A 21,865-nucleotide genomic window follows, 5' to 3' on the forward strand; every position below is an offset into this window, starting at 1 on the left:
CCTTGCTGAACCTGAACCCCGCCGCCGGATTCTCCGGCGGTTTTTTTATTATCTCTTATCAAACCACCAGGTACTCATATCCAGTGCGTAAGGTGCTGTCTGTTGTGGGTGTTTCAGGAAATTCCGGTGAACCAGTGGCCAGTCGGGCTGATACCACAATGGCAGGCTGTAATGCTCCCACAACAAAACTCTGTCTAACGCATGCACCAGAGACAGAAGCTGTTTGCGGCTGGTGGCGGTCGGTATACGTCCGACAATATCGTCCACCACCGGATTCTTTACACCGGCAAGGTTGCGAGTACCCTGCAGTTCAGCAACGGCTGAACCGAAATGATCTTTTTGTTCGGTGCCGGGGGAAGGCGTGTGCCGGAATACGTTTGTCACCATATCAAAATCAAGGTTACGGATTCGTTCTATATACTGTGCCTTGTCTACTGTACGTATAGACAGTTCTATCCCCAGAGCCTTTAAACCCTGCTTAAAACCAATGGTATAACGTTCAAACTCAGGGTTGGTGAGTAGCAGCGTCAGCGTCAGGGGCTCGCCTTTGCTGCTTACCTGTTGATTATTCTTGATGCGCCAGCCAGCTTCTTTCAGCAGTGCCAGTGCTTTGGTCCGCTGAATTCGTTTACTGTTATGGTCATGGCCGGGAGGGGTGTAGGCTTTGCTGAATAATGGTTTGGGCAGCTGTTTGCGCCAGGGTTCCAGCCATTTAAGTTCACCGGGAGAGGGCAGGCCTTTTGCGCCCAGGTCGGTGCCGGAGAAATAGCTGTCTGCCCGATGCAGCAGGTCATGGAAATAGTTACGGTTAAGTCGGTCGAAATCCAGAGCTGACCCCAGCGCTTCCCGGACACGGGGGTCTTTCAGAAATGGCTTGCGGGTATTGTAAGTCAGCATAAGGGTCTGGGGGTTGCTGTTCGGCAGGGTTTCTGTCACCAGTCCCTTTTTTTTCAATAGTTTCTGGTCTTTACCGGAAAGCAGTTGTTGCCAGTGGTTCGGGTCTGAGACCAGCAACCAGTCGTATTCTCCGGCTAGCAGCCCCTGAAGGGCAACGCTGCTGTCCAGATAATAGGAAAAGTTAAGCCGGTCAAAGTTGAACCGACCCCGGTTGACTGGCAGGTCTTTCCCCCAGTAATTGGGGTCGCGCTGGTAGCTGATGCTGCGACCGGGACTCATTTCAGCGACTTTATAGGGGCCGCTGGTAACGGGAATGGTCAGCCCTGGGGAGGTAAAGTCTTTATCTTTCCAGTAATGCTTAGGAAAGATGGGCATTTGTCCAAGGTTGGTCACCAGCTCTCGATTTTTATTATGTTTGAACTTGAACAAGGCTCTGTTCGGTGCGGTTACTGTTACCTGATCAACATCCAGATAAAAGTTGCGATAGAAGGTCGAACCTTTTTCCCGTAACAGGTCAAATGAAAACTTGATATCTTCAGCCGTGACCGGTTTGCCATCATTAAATCGTGCTTTAGGGTTGATATAAAAGGCTACCCAGTGGTTGTCAGGGTCCCGTTCAATCTTTTCTGCGACCAGTCCGTACTTTGTCAACGGTTCATCCCATGAGCGCGCCAGCAGCGAATCGTACTGGTAACCGGCTCCTGCTGCGGGTACACCACGGTCGATATAAGGATTCAGGCTGTCAAACTGACCGAGCGCGGACTGCCTGAGGGTTCCACCTTTGGGAGCATCGGGGTTGACGTAGTTAAAGTGGCTAAAGCCTTCCGGGTAGGCGGGTTTGCCAAACAGGCTGACGGCGTGTTCAAGCGGAGCGGCAACAGTGATGCCCGAGAGAGTGCTCAGTGCCAGCAGAAATAGCCATGCCGCTGTTTTAATGTAATGAGTCATTTTTCCTTTTTCTCCCACCATGCAGTGAAATCCAGATGCCCGTTTAATGCCGTTCCAGAGGGGTAGTCTAGCCTGCTTCTGTGTGCCACACGCCATTGCCCGGCCTGTAGCTGAGGAATCAGGTAGTATTCCCATAACAGAATCCGGTCAAGGGCTCGGGTGACGGCGATCAGGTCTTCCAGAGTTTTAACGGCACGAACCTCTGCCAGCATGGCATCAACCACCGGGTTGCTGACATTGGCGATATTCTGTGAACCCTGTTCATTGGCATACTGACTGTGCCAGTACCGCTGCAACTCATTACCGGGTGTTGTACCGTGGCTGATGGTACGCAGCAGCATATCGTAATCCTTATTTCTGACCCGCTGGATATACTGGGCAAGATCGACGGTTTTTACCCGCATCTGAACCCCCAGCTGTTCCAGATTTCGCTGGAAAGGCAGTACGATACGTTCCTGCTCCGGTGTGGTAAGCAGCAGTTCAAAGCTCAGGGGCTGACCATTTTTCCTGTTGACGCGCTGCTGATTTTTCACGAGCCAGCCCGACTGTTGTAGAAGTGAATGTGCCTGTTGCAGTTGTGTCCGGATATTTCCATCGCCTGAGGTTTTAACGGGTTGCCACTGCCGAGTGAACAGTTCAGCGGGTAGCTTCTGGCGAAAAGGTTGCAGCAGTTTGAGTTCTCTGGCGTCCGGGGCTGAATGCTGTCCGAACTCTGAATTGGCAAAGAGGCTGTGGGGCTGCTGGTAGTTGTTATACATCAGTGTCCGGTTGGTCCACTGGAAATCATAGCCCTGGCTGATGGCCTGACGAACCCGTCGGTCTTTGAAGACAGTACTTGAAGTATTGAATATAAATGCCTGAATCTGATTGGTTTTTCTTGGTAGAAGGGTCTTAATGATGTTACCGGATTTAACCGCTTTGCCGGTGTAACCGTGGCTCCAGTTTTTAGCGATGGTTTCCAGCCGTATATCATAACGCCCCGCAAGGAATGCCTGTAGTGAGACCGTAGCGTTACGAAAATAGTCGTACTGAATCTGGCGGAAATTATTATGCCCCACTCTGACCGGGTGGTGTTTTGCCCAGTAATTTTCCACTTGCCTGAGAATCACCTGTTTACCTGCCTCATAGCTTTTGATGGTGTAGGCTCCGGAGCTTAATGGCAGGGTCAGGTCAGCCCGGCTGAAGTCGTAACGTTCCCGGTCATGGGCGGGCAGAATTGGCAGCTGGGCAATCTGGAACGGTAGCAGGCGATTTTCGTCATGGTTGTCATTGAGGTAAAAGATGATCTGTTGCGGGGATTCCACTTTAACGGATTCAACATTAGCCAGTGTGGCCCGATAGATGGGGGCATCCTTGCGGCTGAATTGTTCGAATGTGAATTGGACATCTACTGCGGTGATCGGTTTTCCATCAGCGAATCGTGCTTTGGGATTAAGGTAAAATCGAACCCAGCGGTTGCTGGCAGGGTACTCAATAGCTTCGGCGATCAGTCCGTACAGAGTGTAAGGTTCATCCTTGCTCCGTACCATCAGGCTGTCATAAAGATGTCCACTGAGACTGGCAGGCACACCTTTCGTGGTAAAGGCATTGAAGGTATCGAAAGTACCCTGAGCTGCCAGCCTGAGTGTGCCACTGGCGGGGGCGTTGGGGTTGATGTAGTTAAAGTGCTGAAAGTCAGCCGGGTAGAAGGGCTGGTCATAGAGTGCTCGGGCATGGCTTCTGGTAATCTGCCCGTCTGGCGCTGGTGGTTTAGCCGCATAAGTCAGAAGAACAGTCAGCAGTAACCCTGTAGCCAATATCCAACGGGTAAAACGATTGCGGGGGTGACTCACAGGTTTTATTTCCTTTTTGGCAATGAGTCCGGGTCATACCACCAGTTGTTCAGTCGAAATCCATACCGGCCTGGGGCAGCGGGTGGCACCAGGTGTTTCCAGTGTGCCACGCGGATAACGCTGTTGTGCCAGGTGGGTATGGTGTAATGCTGCCAGAGCAGCACCCGGTCAAGTGCGCTGATATGGGTGCGAATCTGGTCTGAATCATCGCTGGTGGCAATGGTTTCTACCAGTTTATCCACAGCCGGGTCCTGAATACCAGCCAGATTATGACTGCCTTCCCTGCTTGCGCTTTCGGAGTGGAAGTAGTCGAACAGTCTGTCGTCCGGAAACGCCATCAGCGGTACCGATGTCAGAACCATATCAAACTGGTGCTGCTTGATACGGCGCTGGTACTGGCTCATATCAATGGGCTTGAAATCCATTTGAATGCCCACGGTCGAGAGGTTTTTGGCAAAGGGCATAATGAAGCGTTCGATGACTCTGGAATAATGCAGGAACTCAAACCGGAAGGGCTCTCCTTTATCGTTGACCAGCTGGCCTTTATGGTTTTTCCAGCCCGCCTGTTTCAGCAGGGGCAACGCCAGCCGCCGTTCTCTGTCAATAGAGCCGTCACCTTTCGGTTCTGTATGCGAAAATGTCTTATTAAACAAGTCATTGGGAAGGCTTTTTGAGAAAGGTTCGAGAAGTTTTTTTTCAGTGGCTGTAATCATTCCGCCTGGTTCAGAACCCGCAGCCGGAAAGAAACTCTGGTTTCTGGCATAGGCACTGTGAAAGAGAATCCGGTTGGTCCATTTCCAGTCGAACAGCATACTGATCGCCTGCCGTGTTCTTCGGTCCTTGAATAAAGGGTTGCGCTGATTAAAGGCATAAAAGAGTCTGCGGCCCGGTAAAGTGTAGGGTACTTCACGTTTAATCATCTCGCCGGAATGAAAGGCGGGCAGGTCGTAACCCTTTGCCCAGTTCTTTGCCTCCACTTCTATAAAGGCATCAGCGTCTTTGGAGCGGAAGGACTCAAAGGCGACCCGGCGGTCCCGGAAAAAGTTCAGGGTGACTTTATCAAAGTTATAAAAGCCACGGTTGACGGGCAGGTCTTTGCCCCAGTAGTCGTTTACCCGTTCAAATGTGACCGAGGTGCCGGGCTTAACCTTAGTGATGCGGTAGGGACCACTGAGCAGGGGTGGTTCGAGGGTTGACTGTGAGAAATCGTGTTTCTCCCAGTAATGCCCGGGCAGCACGGGCAGTTCCGCAATATGCAGGGGCAGGGTTCTGGATACGGGAGGTTTCAGGGTATAACGTACATGGTGCGGCCCCGGAGCCTCCAGCTTCACTACCTGCTCCAGCAGCATCTGATATTGAGGCGCACCGTGCTCTTTTAGCAGTTTGAAGGTATACAGGACATCTTTGCTGGTGATCGGCTGTTGATCATGGAAACGGGCTTCGGGACGCAGCCTGAACTCAAGGGTTTGCTTGTCTTTCGACAAGGCAACGGAGTGGGCGATCAGGCCGTAGAGTGTCCCGAGTTCTTCCTGTGCGGGGGCATAGACATTCATGCCGATCATCAGGGGCTCATTCAGTTCCATCATTCCATATCGATAGACACTCGGTGCTGCTGAAGGGGGCGTCCCCTTTATGATGTAGGGATTAAGGCTGTCAAAACTACCATGAATGGAATAGCTGACATGACCGCCTTTGGGTGCGTCAGGATTGATGGATTTGAAGTGGGGAAAGTCCTGCGCATAGACGGGTTTGTCGCCAATGCTGAGGGCGTGTTGCCAGTCCGGTTGGTAAGGAGCCTCATCATTCGCCTGAGCTTTAACCAGCAGCGGCGTAAAGGACAAAAGCATAATTAGCAAACAATGGTAATTGTTGTTTTTGTAGATGTTCTGTTTACAAAACAAGAGAGGAATCCGCAGAATCAGTCAAAACAGTTATAGCACTGATTCTGCGAACAAACAGCTTAATCGTAAGCGCGGGTGACATCCACATACAGGGTCAGCAGTTGACCGGGGTGGATGTATTTGCTGGCAAAGTTGTTCCAGTTTTCAATCTGATGCACACGTACATTGAAACGGTCAGCAATACGGGACAGGGAATCACCGGAACGAACGGTATAGTTTACCTTGCGGATAATGCTGTCACTGTTGCCGGAGCCTTTGCTCCATACGGCCAGTTTCTGACCAACCCGCAGAGTGTCCCGTGGTGCCATATTGTTCCAGCGGGCCAGCTCGTTGATGCCGACTTTGAACTGGCGGGAGATCGTCCAGAAGCTGTCACCGGATTTAACGGTATAGCTGACCTTGTAGCGACCGGATACACTGCTGTTCTGCTGAGCCTTACGACGCTGGCTGGCGGTCAGGGTGTAGTTTTCCTTGCCGTTGGCTGGTACCGGAATCAACAGGCTCTGACCAGTGCGTATCATGTCGCCATTCATCTTGTTGACTTCACGGATCAGTTGGCTGCGGGTATCGTAGCGTCTGGCGATGGTGCTGAGGCTGTCACCGGACTTAACGGTGTAGCGTTTCCAGCGCAGTCGGTCTTCTGTGGGTAATTTGGCCAGTTTCTTTCGGAACGGCTCCGCTTTAGCCAGCGGCACCAACAGATGGTTTGGACCTTCTGGCGGAGTAGACCAGCGGTTCAGGCCGGGGTTCAGGCGATAGAGTTCGTTCAGAGGAACTCCGGACAGTTCTGCGGCTTTTGCCATATCGAGCTGACCACCGGTTTTCACCCTGGCGAAATAAGGCTTGTTGGGAACAGGTTTCAGGCTGATACCGTATTTTTCAGGATTGCGGACAATCTTGCCCAGGGCGATCAGCTTGGGAACGTAGGCTGTGGTTTCCCTGGGGAGTCCCAGATGCCAGAATGTGGTTGGCTTGCCTTGTTTGCGGTTTTTGTTAATCGCTCGCTGTACCCGGCCCGGGCCAGAGTTAAAGGCAGCCAGTGCCAGTTCCCAGTCGCCAAACGATTTATGCAGGCGAGCCATGTAATCCAGTGCCGCACGGGTAGCGGCAACAACATCACGACGACCGTCGTACCACCAGTTCTGTTCAAGACCATAGTCAGCCCCTGTCGCGGGCATAAACTGCCACAGTCCGGATGCGCCGGCATGGGAGTAGGCAAAAGGGTCATAAGCACTTTCCACCACTGGCATCAGGGCCAGTTCCAGCGGCACACCACGTTCTTCCGCTTCTTTGATGATGAAATAGAGATAAGGTGCTGAACGATCAGCTACCCGGTTAAAGTAACCCTGATTTTTGGCGTACCAGCGTAACTCGGTCATCACCCAGGGGTGGTTATTGTCCAGTTTCAGGGCCAGACCCCGGCGAATGCGTTCCCACAGATCCTGCGGTCGCTTTTCTACCACGGGTTTTACGGTGGGAACTTTGGTTTTTTTTGCCTTGACCTTGGTAGCGGGTTGATGAACCGCTTTTTTCTGCACCACCGGAGTACTGCCTGTCTCCATTTCATTAACGGTCTGGCAGCCGGTTAATACGAGCATCATGGCAGCAGTGCCTGCCAGTCTGGCGATTGATTTTTTTTCTGGCCTGGAATCTGTCTGGTTAACAGGCATATTTTCGTTGCAGCTCGATTGCGATAGAGACATAAATCAGGTTCTGAAATCCGGGTAGCTTACTATTGTACCATTACTGGAAATTATCCTTCCATTCACGGATTACCCTTAGTACTTCGGGTTCGGGTATTTTCTGGTCAGATGGATTAACGTTAAGTCGTTTTCCAGCACAGTGAATAACGTTGTTATCGTGGGTTCTCAGGAAAGGGTTAACACGTTTTTCCAGTCCAATCGAGGATGGAATCGTCGGGATGTCCTGACTTCTGAGGTGTTCAACACGAGCGATATAATCGGCGATTTCCTGATTACCGGGTTCTACAGCTATCGCAAACCGGAGGTTACTGGCGGTGTACTCATGAGCACAGAACACCCTGGTAGCATCAGGCAACTGTCTGAATTTACTGAGTGAGTCGTACATCTGCTGCGGTGACCCTTCAAAAAGCCGCCCGCAACCGGCTGAAAACAGTGTGTCACCACAAAACAGGGTAAACTGCTGCGAACAGAAGTAGGCAATATGATCCAGGGTGTGACCGGGAACCCTGAGTACCTGAAACGAGTGACCGAGCACATCGGTGCTATCACCTTCATTCAGGGTGTCGGTAAGAAAACGGATCGAAGAGTTGGCTGGACCATAAACCCCGGGTTCAAAATGCTGTAGCAGTTCAGGAATACCGCCAATATGGTCGGCATGGTGGTGCGTTACAAGAATACCGGCCAGATTGAGGTTTCTGGCTTTAAGGGTTTCCAGTACCGGTCTGGCGTCGCCGGGATCTACCACGAAGCAATCCTGAGTCCCGGTGGTGGTAATTAACCAGATATAATTGTCTGAAAATGCTTTTATGGCTTCTATCTGAAGTGGAGAATCTGTCATTTACAATCATGCTTTCGTGTGTCGAAAAGTGTGTCGATAAAGGGTATCGTCAGACTACAAGTTTAACCATGACCACGACCGGGAGCATATCTTTTTTGCTGAAATAATGTAATTTCTGTCTGTCAGCGATTTCAAACAATATGATTAGCGAACAGGTTACAGGTTAAGGAACGGGGCCGGTGTAAACTGGTCGAACGGTGATCGTGTAGATATGATGGTCTCTGGGCGCATAAGCGGTAACGGAACACTTCTCGGTATGGATAATGGATAATGCCTGATGCTTTGGTTTAAACGTGCAGAAAAAACAAGCTTTAATGAACGGTTACTGGCACTGCATCGTTGGCTGCAAAGTGGCGAGGGAGATTTTCTGCTCAAGGCAGAAAGACGACAACTTGAGCAGGAACTCCACTATATCTTTGGGTATCATGCCTGCCAGATGACCATTGCCCCCGGTGCTGGTTTACTGGATACCAGTCAGGTCAGTCATATTAATCTGTTGAATCCTTCCATGGCCTTAACCGGGGTTGTGGATGAAGCTACCTGTTCAGACTGTGACAGTCCTGTGATCACCGATCCGTTCCACTGGCCTGTCAGTCCCGGAAGTCTGGATCTGGTGTTATTGCATCATGTTGTGGAGTTTTCAGAGCGGCCGCACCGGCTGCTCAGTGAAGCGGCGCGCACCATTATTCCCGGTGGCAAACTGCTGGTTATAGGTTTTAATCCAAAAAGCCTGGTCAACTGCTGGCGCTGGGTGTCGCCAAAGCACCGTCAGCTGTTTCAGGATTCTCACCTTATCGGCTCCGGACGTATGCGGGACTGGCTGACCTTGTTGGGTTTTAATGTTGAGAAGATTACTTACGGTGCTTATATGCACCCACTGGACCGTCACTCCCGGGGCCTGACCCGTGAGCTGGTGGAGCAGCGCTGTCGGCAGTGGAATCTTCCTACGGGTGGGTTTTATATGATGGTAGCGACTCAGGAAACGCCTGGTATGACGCCGGTTCGTCCGGCCTGGGCAGAAGTAAAACGCCGTTTTGCCAGTAACCCGATTGCCGGTACCAGCTCCTGTGTTGGTGGGAGTGCAGGTAGAGAACGCAGGTAGAGAATCCCGGGTTTTAGTATTTTCGCCGTAAACTCTCAGATTTTACTGACGAGGCTTCTTTCCTCTTGCCCGGTTCTGGTTGATGTATCAATCGGAACTGCTGCATCAGCCGTTGATTTCCGGTAAATTCGGAACAGCGTCTTGCCTGTTACCCAGTAGTCTGTGTATTGCCTCGGCAGCTGAAAAGCCAAGGCCAAAACCGAACATACTGCTAGCAGTCGTTTGTGATAAAGCAAGCAAAGGGCGATCCGGAATCACCTGTATCCGATGTGCCGCATCCACAGCAGCCCCTATGCCAGAATAGTACGTAGCCAGTCTGGACAGGAGCTCAACACGCGGAAGAACTCTGATAACTGGCAAATGGTTAAGCCTGAGTACTCCTCCCACAATGGAACCCACAGTAGCAGCATTAAACACTGTAGTTAAGGTATCAGTATCTTCTTCTGACAAATCTGAAGCCATCATCAACGAGAAGGCAGACCCTCCAAAAAGGACAATATTCACCAATGGGTTCCTTAAGGCGGTCTCCAGGCTATCAAAGATACTAAGACCAGCATTGGTAGCTGCGTCGATTATTTTCTGATAAAAGCTTCTATTGCCTACGCCTGCAGCAAACTCATCCGACACTCTTTGTCGGCACACAGGACACGTCTGATGTCGTCCATTGTCAAACCAGAGAGCAAGGCAGGACCTTCCGCAGACATGCGTTTCGAAGCAAGGTAGAGTAATTTTCTGATGCGGCAACCCCTCCACGACTTCGTTATTAAAAGGTTCTTGACAAATTACACATACATCATTGCTCATAAATCAATACTCCTGTATGCAGGCGACAAAGCACAAACCTGAATTTTCGAGTGCATACTTTAGAAGTAAGCAGAGCAAGTCTAGTATATGGTTTCAATAAGCTTGACCTGTGATAAGGCTGATCAGAAGACCCTGAGGTTGCCGTTGAGAGTAAAACTGAAAAACATGCTCAAGAATCATTGCCTTGGGCGATTCATTTGGTGAAGATAAACCCGTGGTTTGCGTCCTGAGAAGTCAGAAGCCCCCACGTTGGTGTGGAGAGCAGTCACTGCTGGTCATATTCTGTTAATTAATCTGGAGAGATAGTTTGAGTAAGCTCGTTGAGCTGTTTACCGATGGAGCCTGTAAAGGTAATCCCGGCCCGGGTGGCTGGGGAGTGGTATTGCGCTATGGCAGTGCGGAAAAAGGTTTATACGGTGGTGAAGACAATACCACGAATAACCGTATGGAATTAATGGCTGCTATTGTCGGTCTGGAAACCCTGACCCGCCCCTGTACAGTCTGTATTACCACCGACTCGACGTATGTTCGGGACGGCATTACTAAATGGATAGCGGGCTGGAAACGGAAGAACTGGAAAACCGCTGCCGGTAAACCAGTAAAAAACCAGGACCTGTGGCAGCGGCTTGACACCCAGAACCAGCGCCACGACGTAGACTGGCAGTGGGTTAAAGGGCATGCCGGTCACCGTGAAAACGAAATGGCCGATGAGCTGGCGTGCCGTGGTGCTGAGGAAATAAAGAATCAGACGGGTTCCTGAACGAGGGTTATTGAGGAGTTTCAGAATTGTGATGATGAACGATATAGTTATTGAAGGCTGTTGAGACTCGCTCATTTCACGATAGTTCATTAAATAATGGAAACTCCTTATGGATATCGACCCTAAAAGTCAGCCGACCCCTCCTCAGCCACAATCCGATACTTCCGAACCTGCATCCACGGCTAAAGAAACGGCTACAAGCCTGAACCGCCAGCTTGAAAAGACATCGGAAACAGCGGTTTCAACAAGCCTTTCCCCGTCAGACCCCAACCGTTCGGACTCCCCTGTCATAGAGGCACGACTGGTTGCAGTTTATCCATCCATTTCCGGGGTACCACAAGAGACTGTCGTGCAATTCATGAATTTTATTCGTGAGCAGGGGAAGCGCTGTTTAAGACCCGATGTGGATGCGCTGATGAATCGCCTGTTTGAGTGGTTTAAGCCCGAGCTTTCGATCCACGGTGATCTTACCGATTCGGCGATAGACAGTTTTATTCAGCAGAGCCCGGAACACGCCAGGGCTCTGCTCTTTCTGGCGACCACGATATTGCCTGATGATGAGGAAAAAGCCCTCCGGCTGGTGACGAGAGTGGCTGAGTCTGCTCCTGAAGCGGTCAGCGAATTACTGTTTCGCTGGCAGACCATACAGGGAGTGGTTAATGCTGGCAGTGATGAAAATGTCGATATGCTCCGCATTTTTGATGACAGCATGAAGCTTGCAGCTCTGGATGATTATATGGGTGTCTGGTTATTGCATCTGATAAAACAGGGTTTCGTAAAAGGCATTGAATGTTCGGCAAACCCAATCCAGCTGGCAGATAGTGACGGACAATACATTCTGATCAACAGAGTGTGCCGGGGACCTTACCTGGATGAAAAACACTCGACAATTGAAGAAAAAGCCAGAGACTGCATATTGCTGATGATGTGTGACCCGCTTTCTTTCGGGTTACTGGACCTGCTTCCGAAACTGAAAGAGCCTACACCTGAACTTATTCAGATAACCAGAAGTATAAGTAGCGACCGTGATGATGAGTTTCGGTACCTCCTGCTCCCCTGGTTTATAACGAAGTGCAGCAGTCTGTTATCTGGCGTTTCTGATCATGACACTTCCTTCCCTTTCTTTGTCAGTCGTCTGGGAGGAGATTGTACCGCCACTGATCTGACTAAACCCTTATGGGGGGTCTATGAGGCTGTAGTGGTTGATATTATGAAATCCATGGTCAGGCGCAGCAAAATTCATGAGGCCACAACAGAAATCAGGGAGCATGCCAAAGTCAAGCCGAAAAACGTTTCCGACAGAGTTCATGAGCTTCGGACCCGTAGAAAAATAGCGGCTGAGATAAAACGCATTAGTGAAGAAGAAACGAATTACGATGAGCGGTGGTTAGAAAAGATCAAAGTGTTAAAGAAGACGCTGACTCAGCGGCTTGCTTCTGAAACATCTTTCTCACCCTATTATCAGGGGTTGCTGTGGTACTACAAAGGCATCATGCATCAGATACAGCCCTTTTCCGATATTTTCCCCAGGGATCAGGCAGCTGATTGTTATCTGGAAGCCGCCAGCCGGTCAACAGACGATTTTTATTCGCTCTTTCATATTGCTGCTGACGCTTATTGTTCACGGGGTAACTATGTTGCAGCCGCTGAAGCAATCTCCCATTTGGTTGATTTTTTTCGTATTTTACCACCGAACGAAGCTCTGGACATCGCAGAAGCGTCCCTGCGAGCTTATCAGGCTAAAAATGAAGAGATAAAAAATTTACAGAACCTGTCTTTACTTCCCCCGGAGGTGACAGCCAGACTTAACGCTCAGGGGGTTGACCCTGACTGGCTGCCGGAAGGGCAGTTGAAACCGACAAAGGAGCCGGTAAAAACAAAAAAGAAAACCAGGAAAAAGTCTCATAAAACTCATCGAAGTAAACAGACTGCCTCTGCTGCTACCACTCCTGCTAAGACAACTAAAGAACCGTCAAGCCTTGCAGAAACATCCACTCCTTCCTCTGCGGAAGTGGCTGCAACACCAGAGTCATCCGGACGTCCGTCGCCTGAATCCCGCAAACGTGCAGAAGAAAACGCTGTCAGGGCATCAGGGCGCATGACTGCATTGCTGCCTCAATACTGGCCTGATGAAATTCATAGAGAGATGAAGAATATTGCAATGTCTCTCTATGATCCTTTTGAAGAGCTGGAGATATTGGAAAAACTGCAAATTAAGTACGATAAACAGGCCGGGATTGAGCGAATTTATGAAGAGTCTGCATGGTCGTTGATCCGGATACAGAAACAACCTGATACAGCCTGCGTCTACACCGGGCATGATATCTATGCCAGGGCATCACTGGAGATACTGGATGAAGCTGAGAGTTTTTTAAACCGGGCGTTATGCAGGAAGCTGGGAGTTGGTTTATCAGAACTTCCGAAAGAGCCTGCAGCCTGTACGATACTGGCTGATCAGCGTGCCAATTTTTTTGATAATGAGAAAGACCGAACCAGTTATCTGACCGGGTTCAGCTGCATTATGCAGTCACTTGGACATGTTCGTTATCAGAGGGAAGAATTTGTCAGTCGGGGAGGACGCCATGCCATTCAGTTATTAACCCGGGCCTCCTATGGGCAGAAAATTTCGATTCGGTCCAGAGGGAATCCTACATAAATACCGGGTCAGGAAGTCGTTTTCCCGCCACCCTCAGAAATCCTGAGACAAACACTGACGAATTCTATGACGTTGGTTGATATAATCAGGACACTTATATTCAGGGAGCTATAGCTCACAGGACTTTATTGTGGCAGCAAGACAGATTGTGATGGATACGGAAACCACGGGTATTGATCCCAAAAGTGGTCACCGGATCGTAGAAATCGGTTGTGTCGAAATGATCGACCGTAAACTGACGGGCAACACGTTCCATGTTTACATCAATCCTGAAAGAGAGATGGATGCGGAGGTTATTGCCGTACACGGCATCACCAATGAGTTTGTAAAAGACAAACCATTGTTCAGTGCAGTGGTGGATGACTTTCTGGCATTCGTCAAAGATTCAGAGATGATTGCCCATAACGCCACCTTTGACGTTAACTTCCTCAACCATGAACTCAAGCTGCTCAGGCGGGGTCTGGGCAAGGTTGAAGATTACTGCACCATAACCGACAGCCTGGAACTGGCGCGCAAAAAACATCCCGGACAGAAAAATAACCTGGATGCCCTGTGTAAACGTTATTTTATTGATAACTCTTCCCGGGTTTTTCATGGGGCGTTGCTTGACTCGGAGATTCTGGCGGAAGTTTACCTTGCTATGACGGGCGGTCAGACATCGCTGTTGCTGGGGGGAATTGGTGGTGAAGATGTTGATGGTTCAACCATTCGCCGTCTGCCTGAAGGGCGACCTCTCACGCGCGTGATCAGGCCAACGGCTGAAGAGATGCAGTTGCATCGTGAGAAGCAGGAAAAAATAGGGCAGGATAGCTCTCTTCTTTAACTTAGGCTCCCAGGTTACCCTGACACCGGCAGAGTCCGCCGTTCAAATTGGCTGAGTGCTAACTGCCGTGGTCAGGGTGGTTATTCGGAAGGGTTGTTTCTGAGATCAGCTCTATTTTATACCGCAGGCTCTTCAGCGCTTTTCAGAAAAAAGGTATACAGGATGGCTGCGACCATTCCCCCAAGGATAGGGCCGACGATGTAGACCCAGATATTACTGTATGTGCCGGTGATGACTGCCGGGCCAATCGTTCTTGCCGGATTGAGTGATGCGCCAGTAACACTCCCGCCCATTAAAATAGCACCTGCGAGGGTCAGGCCAATGGCAATTGGTGCCAAGTTGCCTGACTTGCCGGAGACGGCTGTACTGAAAATCACGCTAACCAGAAAGAAGGTAAGGATGCCTTCAATAATGGCACCAGACAAGGGGGGGATACCTTCAGCCAGAGTTGTTGCGCCCAGAGTGCCTGCGCTGGAGCCCAGTGCATAATTCAGAATGGCTGCGGCAATAATGCCTGCTGCCAACTGAACGACAATATAGGCAGCGGCTACCGGGGCTTTGATGACCCGCCCCAGCCAGAGGCCAATCGTGACTGCCGGGTTAAAATGAGCGCCCGACAAGCGACCATAAGCAAGAGCAAACGTCAGTATCACCAAGCCGTGGGCTAAAGCCACGGCCACCAGGCTGCTGGCTAATGCGCCGGTACCGGCACCAATGAAAATAAGGGCAAATGTGCCGATAAACTCGGCGGTTAATGCTTTAGGACACATGGATTTCCTCCTTCTACGCCATGCGCAGGGATACGGCGAATTTGTGTGTCGAAAGCAAGTGTGGCAGGAGGTACAAACTCTTGCACACAAAAAAATGCCCAACCTGAGTGACTTCAGCAAAAATCCAGATAAATATTTAAGCTCCTGCGCTGCAAGGCCGCTGCTTACAGCAAAAACTGGTTTATCATCGATAACTGATAAACCATTTAAAGAGTCGTGACTACTTATGACGCAAATGTATAAGCCCTTAATGGGGCGTAACCCTGACCTGCAACCTGAACTATGGCTGGTGGTGGGCAAAGGTTGTGTGTTTCATCCCCAACCTGGCCAGTGGCTCTGGTGCAATAATCAGCTTTTCAGTGAATGCAATCATGTAGTGATCGGGCATTATGGCGGCAAACCGGTGGCCGTCACCTTTCAAAAGGATGTTCCGGAAGCGGAACAAACGCCGGTCAGGTCGGTGCTTGCGTTGCAGGATGAAGCGCTGACACTTTTGCTCAGTCATGGTTTGCAGATTCTTACTGCTGAAAGGGACCATCGTTATTGTGGCCGGTGCGGAACCCGGTGTGAAGGCAAGGCAGGGGAGTGGGCAATGGTTTGTAGTCGATGCAAAGCCTGTTATTACCCCAGAATATCCCCCTGTATTATTGTGCTTGTCCATCGTGGGGCAACGCATGACCAGCAGGAAGTGCTGCTGGTCATGCACAACCGCCATGTCCGGGATAATCCAGTGTTTACCACCGTGGCTGGTTTTATTGAACCGGGTGAGAGTGCAGAAGAAGGGGTCATCAGGGAGGTTCTGGAAGAAACGGGCATCAAGGTTAAGAACCCCAAATACTGTTTCAGCCAGAACTGGCCCTTTCCGCACTCCCTGATGTTGGGTTTTCATGCAGAGTACGAGTCCGGTGAGATTCAGCTCGACAATAAAGAGTTGTGCCAGGGCGACTGGTTCGAGCTGGACAAGCTGCCACCCATTCCGCCGGGGTTTACCATTGCCCGAAAACTGATTGATAAATTTATACAATCATAATTTTAAGATTTTAAATCCAAAAAGCTACTTCCTGCCTCGTTGTTAGTCTGAAAAGATTGTTGGCTGCTGACGCAGCCGCTTTTAGCAATTCCCTGAATTGCTGATTAAAGGCGTCCTAACTGACATCCATCAGCATTTATCAGGAAGGCTGCGGTTAAATCAGTTATGCTATGTCCCTGTAACTGATTTTATTGAATGGAGGCTCTCTTGGAGTATCTGGCAGAGTACGGTCTGTTTCTGGCCAAAGCGTTAACTGTGATTGCGACACTCGTGATTCTTATCGTAGTTGTCACTGCTGTTGGCTCAAAGGCCAGAAAGGCCAGAAAAGGACATCTTGAAATTGATAAACTGAATGATCATTACAAAGAACTCAGAGAGGGACTTGAACAATCTCTGTTAACTGCCGAGCAGCTCAAGCAACAGGCAAAAGATAACAAGAAAAAGGCTAAAGCTGAAAAAGCCGCTAAAAAGAAATCCAGGCAGAAAGAAGAACAGGAAGACATCACTAAACCACGGCTGTTTGTTCTGGATTTCCATGGTGATATCAAGGCCAGCGCAACCTCTTCGCTCCGTGAGGAAATTACCGCAGTACTGGGTATTGCCAGATCAGAAGACGAAGTATTGATTCGTCTCGAAAGTGGGGGAGGGATGGTGCACTCCTATGGCCTTGCTGCTTCTCAACTTCAGCGTATTCGTGATAAAGGCATCAAGCTGACCATTGCTGTCGATAAAGTGGCCGCCAGTGGTGGCTATATGATGGCTTGTACTGCGGATAAAATTCTGGCCGCCCCATTCGCTGTTATTGGTTCCATCGGGGTAATGGCGCAACTGCCCAATTTCCACAGGCTTTTAAAAAAGAACGATGTTGATATTGAGCTCCATACGGCTGGCGAGTATAAACGTACGCTAACGGTTCTGGGTGAAAACACCGAGAAAGGCAGGGAGAAGTTTAAACAGGATATGGAAGATACCCATGAGCTGTTCAAGGATTTTGTTAAGTCTGCCAGAGATCAGGTAACGATTGAAGAAGTGGCGACGGGTGAAATCTGGTACGGACAGAAAGCCATCGATAAAAATCTGGTCGATGAAATCAAAACCAGTGACCAGTATATCTATGACCAGGTCGACAGCACAGATATTATCCATATCGCTTACAGCATGAAGAAAGGTTTACCGGAAAAGTTTGGGCTCGCTGCTCACCACGCGCTGGACAATACGCTTTTGAAATGGTGGGAACGCCTTTCTACTGAACGCTTTCACTAATTTTTGTATCAGTCTTGTTGAGCCATTTTCCCAATGGCTCACTTTTTTCAGTTCGTTAAAAAAAATAACATCATACCGTCATAACCCCGCCCTAAGATCATTCTTGCATTATGCGGTTGCAACCACTCTTCAAGATGGACACTTGAAGGTTTCTTAGCGAATAAGAATGAACAAACACAATGAACGAGAAAAACGTACTACCCATAGCTGCACGCATCGTTGCACGCACAGTTGCGTTGTGGCTTTGTATTGCAGGCTCATCGGTGCAGGCTCAAAAAAGAGCGATACTCATCGGCTTTGATGGTGTTCAATATGAGGAATTGCGGCGAGTCAGCCCCCCTAACTTTGATCGCCTTGAAATGAGCAAGGCTTATGTTGGTGGCATAGCTGGGGAGAACAGCCAGCAGGCCACTTCCAGTGGACCAGGCTGGACAACCGTTTTAACAGGAGTCTGGGTGGATAAACATAAGGTTTCGACCAATAGTTCAGGGCTTGCCAGTCCTGATTATCCCAGTCTGTTCCGGCATATTCACAACTACGACAGCAGCCTGACTCAGGCATCTATCATTAACTGGTCGTCCATTCATACACAATATTTTGCCAATGACCTGTCCTTGATTGATCGTGTGGAAAGTGGCTTAACAGACAGCAATGTTGCCAGCGCCGCTATTGAAGAGATCAATAAAAACACTGACTTTATATTTCTTCAATTGGATGAACCTGATGGGGTCGGACATGATCACGGTTTTGGCTCAGAGTATGACCAGAGCTTGAGAGAAGCGGACCAGAGACTGGGTGATATTCTGGACGCTATTGATCAATCTGAACAAAATACAAACAGCGAGTGGCTGGTTCTGGTGACCACTGATCATGGCCGGACGCCGGGTAGCGGAACAGGGCATGGTGGTCAGTCAGAAAGTGAAAAAACCGTATTTATTGCCAGTAATCAGTCTTTGAATGAGGAATTCACCCAACATACTGTTCCGGCAAACAGCGATTATTCTGGCCTGTATGGATATCCGGCTCTGACAGCACTGACACCTACAGTGCTTGCCTGGCTGGGGGCTCCTCTCGCTCAAGAGTGGAAAATGGACAGTCCATCACTCTACGGTGACGTAGGGGTAAGAAAACTGATGAAGGGAAACCGTGGTGAACTGACCTGGATCAGCGACAGTGACCAGCTGGTTGAGATATTTAAAAATGATCTTCCCGTTGAGACCATTCAGGCAAGTAGCCAACAATGGCGCGATCCTGAACCCAGTGATGCTGGGTTTGTAGATTACGTTCTGTCACTCAATGCTAATCCAGTGGCCTACCGGTTAAATACAGTCGATATCAATGCTGCCTTCAGTTGGGATACCACGCGATCCTATATGTTCAGAAATGACGCTCAATATATTCGCTATAACAAAGTGACAGACCGCTCTGTTTCAGGCTATCCGAGGCCAACAGACAACAACAACTGGCTCGGTCTTGAGCCATACCAACAGCTGATTGTTGCCAGCTTTTACAAAGATTCAACGACAGCGTACTTTTTTCTTGCCGATGGACGTTATCTTTCTTATAACCTGACACTCGACAAGGTCAGGGATGGGTATCCGAAAGCCATTGATGCCAATACCTGGCCCGGAATGGAAAACTACGCTACGTCGATTTCAGCGACTCTGCGCTGGAAAGGCGATAAGGTGTACTTCTTTCTCAAATCCGGTGATTACGTAAGGTTTGATCTTGGAGATGATAAGGCAGATGCCGGTTATCCGCGTCCAACGAATAATGCCAACTGGCCCGGACTTGAGCCTTATGCTACAGAAATCATTGCTACCCTCAAATGGAACAATGATCGTGCTTACTTCTTCCTGGAGAATCAGCAATATATCCGCTACAGCATTGCCAACGACCGAATCGATAGCGGTTATCCGGCAGCAACAAACGGCAATAGCTGGCCTGGACTGCTAGCCCCATAAAGTGTTTGAAAATCAACCGAAAACCTCCGGCAGCGCTGGAGGTTTTCACGGGCAACAGCCTTAAGTTGCGAACTTCAGGAGCTGACCTTTTCCCTGAGATATTCAGGTGCATTGACCACCATCATCTCAATGAACAGGTCGCGGAGCTGCTCCGGTGTACTTTCATCGGTTTCGAAACATAACCGTATGATATTGCCAAACTGGTAGCACATTAACAGAATAAAACGACGCAGCAGGGCTTTATCCGTTGGCTCAAAATGGTCAACCAGACGGTGATAGATTTTTTCCGTATTAATCTGACAGTCAGCAATAGCCAGCCGGTTCAGCTCCGGATTGATTGAATCAAACCAGATCTGTCGTAACGCAGGTTCATTCCTGTGCAACCGATAGATATCATCGAAATTCTTCAACATAAAACGACGAAGGTCGTCAAAAGTGTTCAGCTCAAGCAGGTTATGGTCGACAATGCCGTGGATCGTTTCTGTAAAATGCTCAGCCAGCGCCAGAACAATGGCATCCTTGTTGGAAAAGTACTGGTAGATAGACCCCATGGACGTATCGGCACGTTTGGCGATGTCGGCCACCTTGAGGTGTTCAATTCCTTTTTCTTCAATCAGGATTTTGACGGTCTCCAGAATCATGGTCACTCTGGCCCGGCTCCTGTGCTGAGAGGGGCTGCGTCGGTGTAACTTTTCTACAAACCACTAAACATAAGCTCAAAGTCGTCTACTTTTAGAGTATGCAAAATGCTCATGTTTCAGGATCAGGCACAACACCTGCATTACTGCCTGCCCCCTTTGCTACCTCGCAGGTCATCCTCACCAAGCAGGAACACATCCAGCTAAAACAGCAGGCCAACCTCTGGCATGCCATGTGGAAGGCGGCCTGTGGCCGAGAGAAAAAAGTATTGGCTAAAAATGCCTCTCTTATCGCTCAGCATAAAGCCGAAATGGCTGGGTTGAACACCCAGGTCGCTGATCTGAAATCAGAACTGGCACACATGAAGCACTTGCTTTTCGGTCGTAAATCAGAGAAGACCAGTTCTTCTTCAAAGAAAAGTGGCAATACTACCCGGCCACCTTCAAATCGAAAACGAGGTCACCAGCCCGGAGTCCCCGGCTCTGGTCGCCATCTTCACAACAACCTGCCAGTGGTTCATGAGTCTGTAGACTTACCAGTGGACAAACAGTGTTGTACAGTCTGTCACCGGCCATTCAAGTCTTTTTTCAATGACGACAGCTGCGACGTAATTGAAGTTGAAGTTAAGGCTCACGTTCGTCGTTATCACCGAAGGCATTACCAAAAAACTTGCCAGTGCCCTGAAACGCCCAATATTACTACTCCACCACCTCCACCAAGACTCATCAACAAAGGAAAGCTTGGTATTTCTGTCTGGGTGGAGCTGTTGCTGAATAAGTACGCATACGGCATCCCCATAAACAGGCAACTTGAGTCTTATAAGACTCAGGGACTGGAACTGTCGCAGGCGACCATCTCCTTTGGCCTGGAAGCTATAACGCCCTTTTTTGAGCCGGTTGCCGAAGCTACTCGGGAATTCGTCGCCAGTAGCGATCAGTGGCATGCTGATGAAACCCGGTGGATCAGCTGGGCACATGAGACCACAGGTTCTCACAAACATTGGCTTTGGGTATTTCTCTGTGATCAGGCGGTTTATTTCAGCATTGCTGACACCCGTGCGGCTGTCGTACCAGAGTCGATCATTGGTGACGGGGCTGGAACGCTGGTGTGTGACCGATACTCAGCGTACAAAAAGCTTGCGAATGATGCGGTGTCTATTAATTTAGCTTTCTGCTGGGCTCACGTCAGGCGGGATTTTATTGACGCTCAACGAGGTGATCCGGAGTTGGAGAAATGGAGCGCCACCTGGGTGAACAGGATTGGTCGTTTATATCATCTTAATAGTCAGCGACTTGAAGTGCTTGATGAACCAGAGCAGCTAGCAACACAGCAGTTACGGCTTGAACATCAGGTAGAGCAGATGGCAATCCAGAGGGATCAGGAACTTAATCGTCCTAAACTGCGAGTCAGAGCGAAAAAAGTGCTCGAAAGTCTACAGAATCACTGGGAAGGATTGACCCGCTTTGTCACTGATCCCGGTATCCCCATGGATAACAACGCTGCAGAGCAAGCACTGCGCACAGGTGTCGTTGGCAGGAAGAATTACTACGGCTCTGGCAGCGTATGGAGTGCTGATATAGCCGCTTTTCTATTCAGCGTTTTTATGACGCTAAAGCTTTGGGATATTAATCCAAAAATCTGGCTGGGTGCCTATCTTGAGGCTTGTGCCATAAATGGCAGGAAGCCACCTAATGATCTCACTCCTTATCTGCCCTGGTTAATGAGTGAGGAGCGGCTTTGTGAAATGCGCAATCATGATCCGCCAAAGGTATAACAATTGGAGGCAACAATAGGGAAAAGCGGTGTCTTAATTGCTAATTTTGAAGCGGTTTGTAGAAAAGTTACGCGTCGGTTCGTCACCTGCTCTAAATCCATTCTGAAACCCTATCGCTCTGTCGGTAAAATCTGTCAGTAAAAATGAGCCGCCAGGACAAA

Annotated in this window: 16 protein-coding genes; 8 read left to right on the forward strand and 8 right to left on the reverse strand. The window is 49.5% G+C overall.

The features are described 5' to 3' along the window. Window positions 1–48: 48 nt before the first annotated feature. From NX720_RS23790 to gloB, 5 genes are all read right to left on the reverse strand, one after another. Window positions 49–1,845, reverse strand: a complete 1,797-nt coding sequence (locus tag NX720_RS23790; protein WP_262598009.1) for an extracellular solute-binding protein — start codon at window positions 1,843–1,845, stop codon at window positions 49–51. Further along, on the reverse strand, window positions 1,842–3,677 hold the full coding sequence (locus NX720_RS23795; RefSeq protein WP_262598010.1) for an extracellular solute-binding protein: 1,836 nt from the start codon (window positions 3,675–3,677) through the stop codon (window positions 1,842–1,844). The genes NX720_RS23790 and NX720_RS23795 overlap by 4 nt, the downstream gene beginning before the upstream one ends. Window positions 3,678–3,682: 5 nt before the next feature. After that, window positions 3,683–5,524 carry an extracellular solute-binding protein gene (locus tag NX720_RS23800; protein WP_262598011.1) on the reverse strand — a complete coding sequence of 614 codons (1,842 nt, stop codon included), beginning with the start codon at window positions 5,522–5,524 and terminating at the stop codon, window positions 3,683–3,685. A gap of 113 nt (window positions 5,525–5,637) precedes the next feature. Continuing rightward, window positions 5,638–7,248 carry a lytic transglycosylase gene (locus NX720_RS23805; protein WP_262598012.1) on the reverse strand — a complete coding sequence of 537 codons (1,611 nt, stop codon included), beginning with the start codon at window positions 7,246–7,248 and terminating at the stop codon, window positions 5,638–5,640. 73 nt (window positions 7,249–7,321) lie between these two features. Next, window positions 7,322–8,119 (reverse strand): hydroxyacylglutathione hydrolase, encoded by a 798-nt coding sequence (gene gloB / locus NX720_RS23810; RefSeq protein WP_262598013.1) that lies wholly within the window; start codon window positions 8,117–8,119, stop codon window positions 7,322–7,324. 277 nt (window positions 8,120–8,396) lie between these two features. Here gloB and NX720_RS23815 point away from each other — a divergent pair, with 277 nt between their 5' ends. After that, the gene (locus NX720_RS23815; RefSeq protein WP_262598015.1) at window positions 8,397–9,221 is read left to right on the forward strand and encodes a class I SAM-dependent methyltransferase; all 825 of its coding nucleotides are present in this window, start codon (window positions 8,397–8,399) and stop codon (window positions 9,219–9,221) included. A 105-nt stretch (window positions 9,222–9,326) separates the two neighbouring features. Here NX720_RS23815 and NX720_RS23820 read toward each other — a convergent pair whose 3' ends face one another. Continuing rightward, the gene (locus NX720_RS23820) at window positions 9,327–10,025 is read right to left on the reverse strand and encodes an RING finger protein (protein ID WP_262598017.1); all 699 of its coding nucleotides are present in this window, start codon (window positions 10,023–10,025) and stop codon (window positions 9,327–9,329) included. A 307-nt stretch (window positions 10,026–10,332) separates the two neighbouring features. On the opposite strand from NX720_RS23820, the gene rnhA reads away from it, so the two are divergent. The 3 genes from rnhA to dnaQ all read left to right on the forward strand — a co-directional run bounded on the left by rnhA (window position 10,333) and on the right by dnaQ (window position 14,264). Continuing rightward, window positions 10,333–10,785 carry a ribonuclease HI gene (gene rnhA / locus NX720_RS23825; RefSeq protein ID WP_262598018.1) on the forward strand — a complete coding sequence of 151 codons (453 nt, stop codon included), beginning with the start codon at window positions 10,333–10,335 and terminating at the stop codon, window positions 10,783–10,785. A 109-nt stretch (window positions 10,786–10,894) separates the two neighbouring features. Continuing rightward, complete coding sequence (locus NX720_RS23830; RefSeq protein WP_262598019.1) at window positions 10,895–13,441, forward strand: hypothetical protein; 2,547 nt, start codon at window positions 10,895–10,897, stop codon at window positions 13,439–13,441. A 130-nt stretch (window positions 13,442–13,571) separates the two neighbouring features. Next, window positions 13,572–14,264 carry a DNA polymerase III subunit epsilon gene (dnaQ, locus tag NX720_RS23835; RefSeq protein WP_262598021.1) on the forward strand — a complete coding sequence of 231 codons (693 nt, stop codon included), beginning with the start codon at window positions 13,572–13,574 and terminating at the stop codon, window positions 14,262–14,264. 116 nt (window positions 14,265–14,380) lie between these two features. Here dnaQ and NX720_RS23840 read toward each other — a convergent pair whose 3' ends face one another. Beyond that, window positions 14,381–15,034 (reverse strand): aquaporin, encoded by a 654-nt coding sequence (locus tag NX720_RS23840; RefSeq protein ID WP_262598022.1) that lies wholly within the window; start codon window positions 15,032–15,034, stop codon window positions 14,381–14,383. 226 nt (window positions 15,035–15,260) lie between these two features. Between NX720_RS23840 and nudC the strand changes: the two genes are divergently transcribed. From nudC to NX720_RS23855, 3 genes are all read left to right on the forward strand, one after another. Beyond that, complete coding sequence (gene nudC, locus NX720_RS23845; protein ID WP_262598024.1) at window positions 15,261–16,064, forward strand: NAD(+) diphosphatase; 804 nt, start codon at window positions 15,261–15,263, stop codon at window positions 16,062–16,064. 195 nt (window positions 16,065–16,259) lie between these two features. Next, a complete protein-coding gene (gene sohB, locus NX720_RS23850; RefSeq protein WP_262598025.1) occupies window positions 16,260–17,327 on the forward strand; it encodes a protease SohB in 1,068 nt (355 codons plus the stop codon). Window positions 17,328–17,506: 179 nt separating this feature from the next. Then, window positions 17,507–19,291: an alkaline phosphatase family protein gene (locus NX720_RS23855; RefSeq protein WP_262598026.1), complete on the forward strand. Its 1,785-nt coding sequence runs from the start codon at window positions 17,507–17,509 to the stop codon at window positions 19,289–19,291. Window positions 19,292–19,365: 74 nt separating this feature from the next. Here the strand turns inward: NX720_RS23855 and NX720_RS23860 are convergent, their stop codons facing one another. Then, a complete protein-coding gene (locus NX720_RS23860) occupies window positions 19,366–19,932 on the reverse strand; it encodes a TetR/AcrR family transcriptional regulator (protein WP_262601652.1) in 567 nt (188 codons plus the stop codon). 98 nt (window positions 19,933–20,030) lie between these two features. Here NX720_RS23860 and tnpC point away from each other — a divergent pair, with 98 nt between their 5' ends. Next, window positions 20,031–21,704, forward strand: coding sequence for an IS66 family transposase (tnpC, locus tag NX720_RS23865; protein ID WP_262595368.1), 1,674 nt, complete (start codon window positions 20,031–20,033; stop codon window positions 21,702–21,704). The last annotated feature ends 161 nt before the right edge of the window (window positions 21,705–21,865 follow it).

The organism is Endozoicomonas euniceicola (genome assembly GCF_025562755.1).
Lineage (GTDB): Bacteria > Pseudomonadota > Gammaproteobacteria > Pseudomonadales > Endozoicomonadaceae > Endozoicomonas_A > Endozoicomonas_A euniceicola.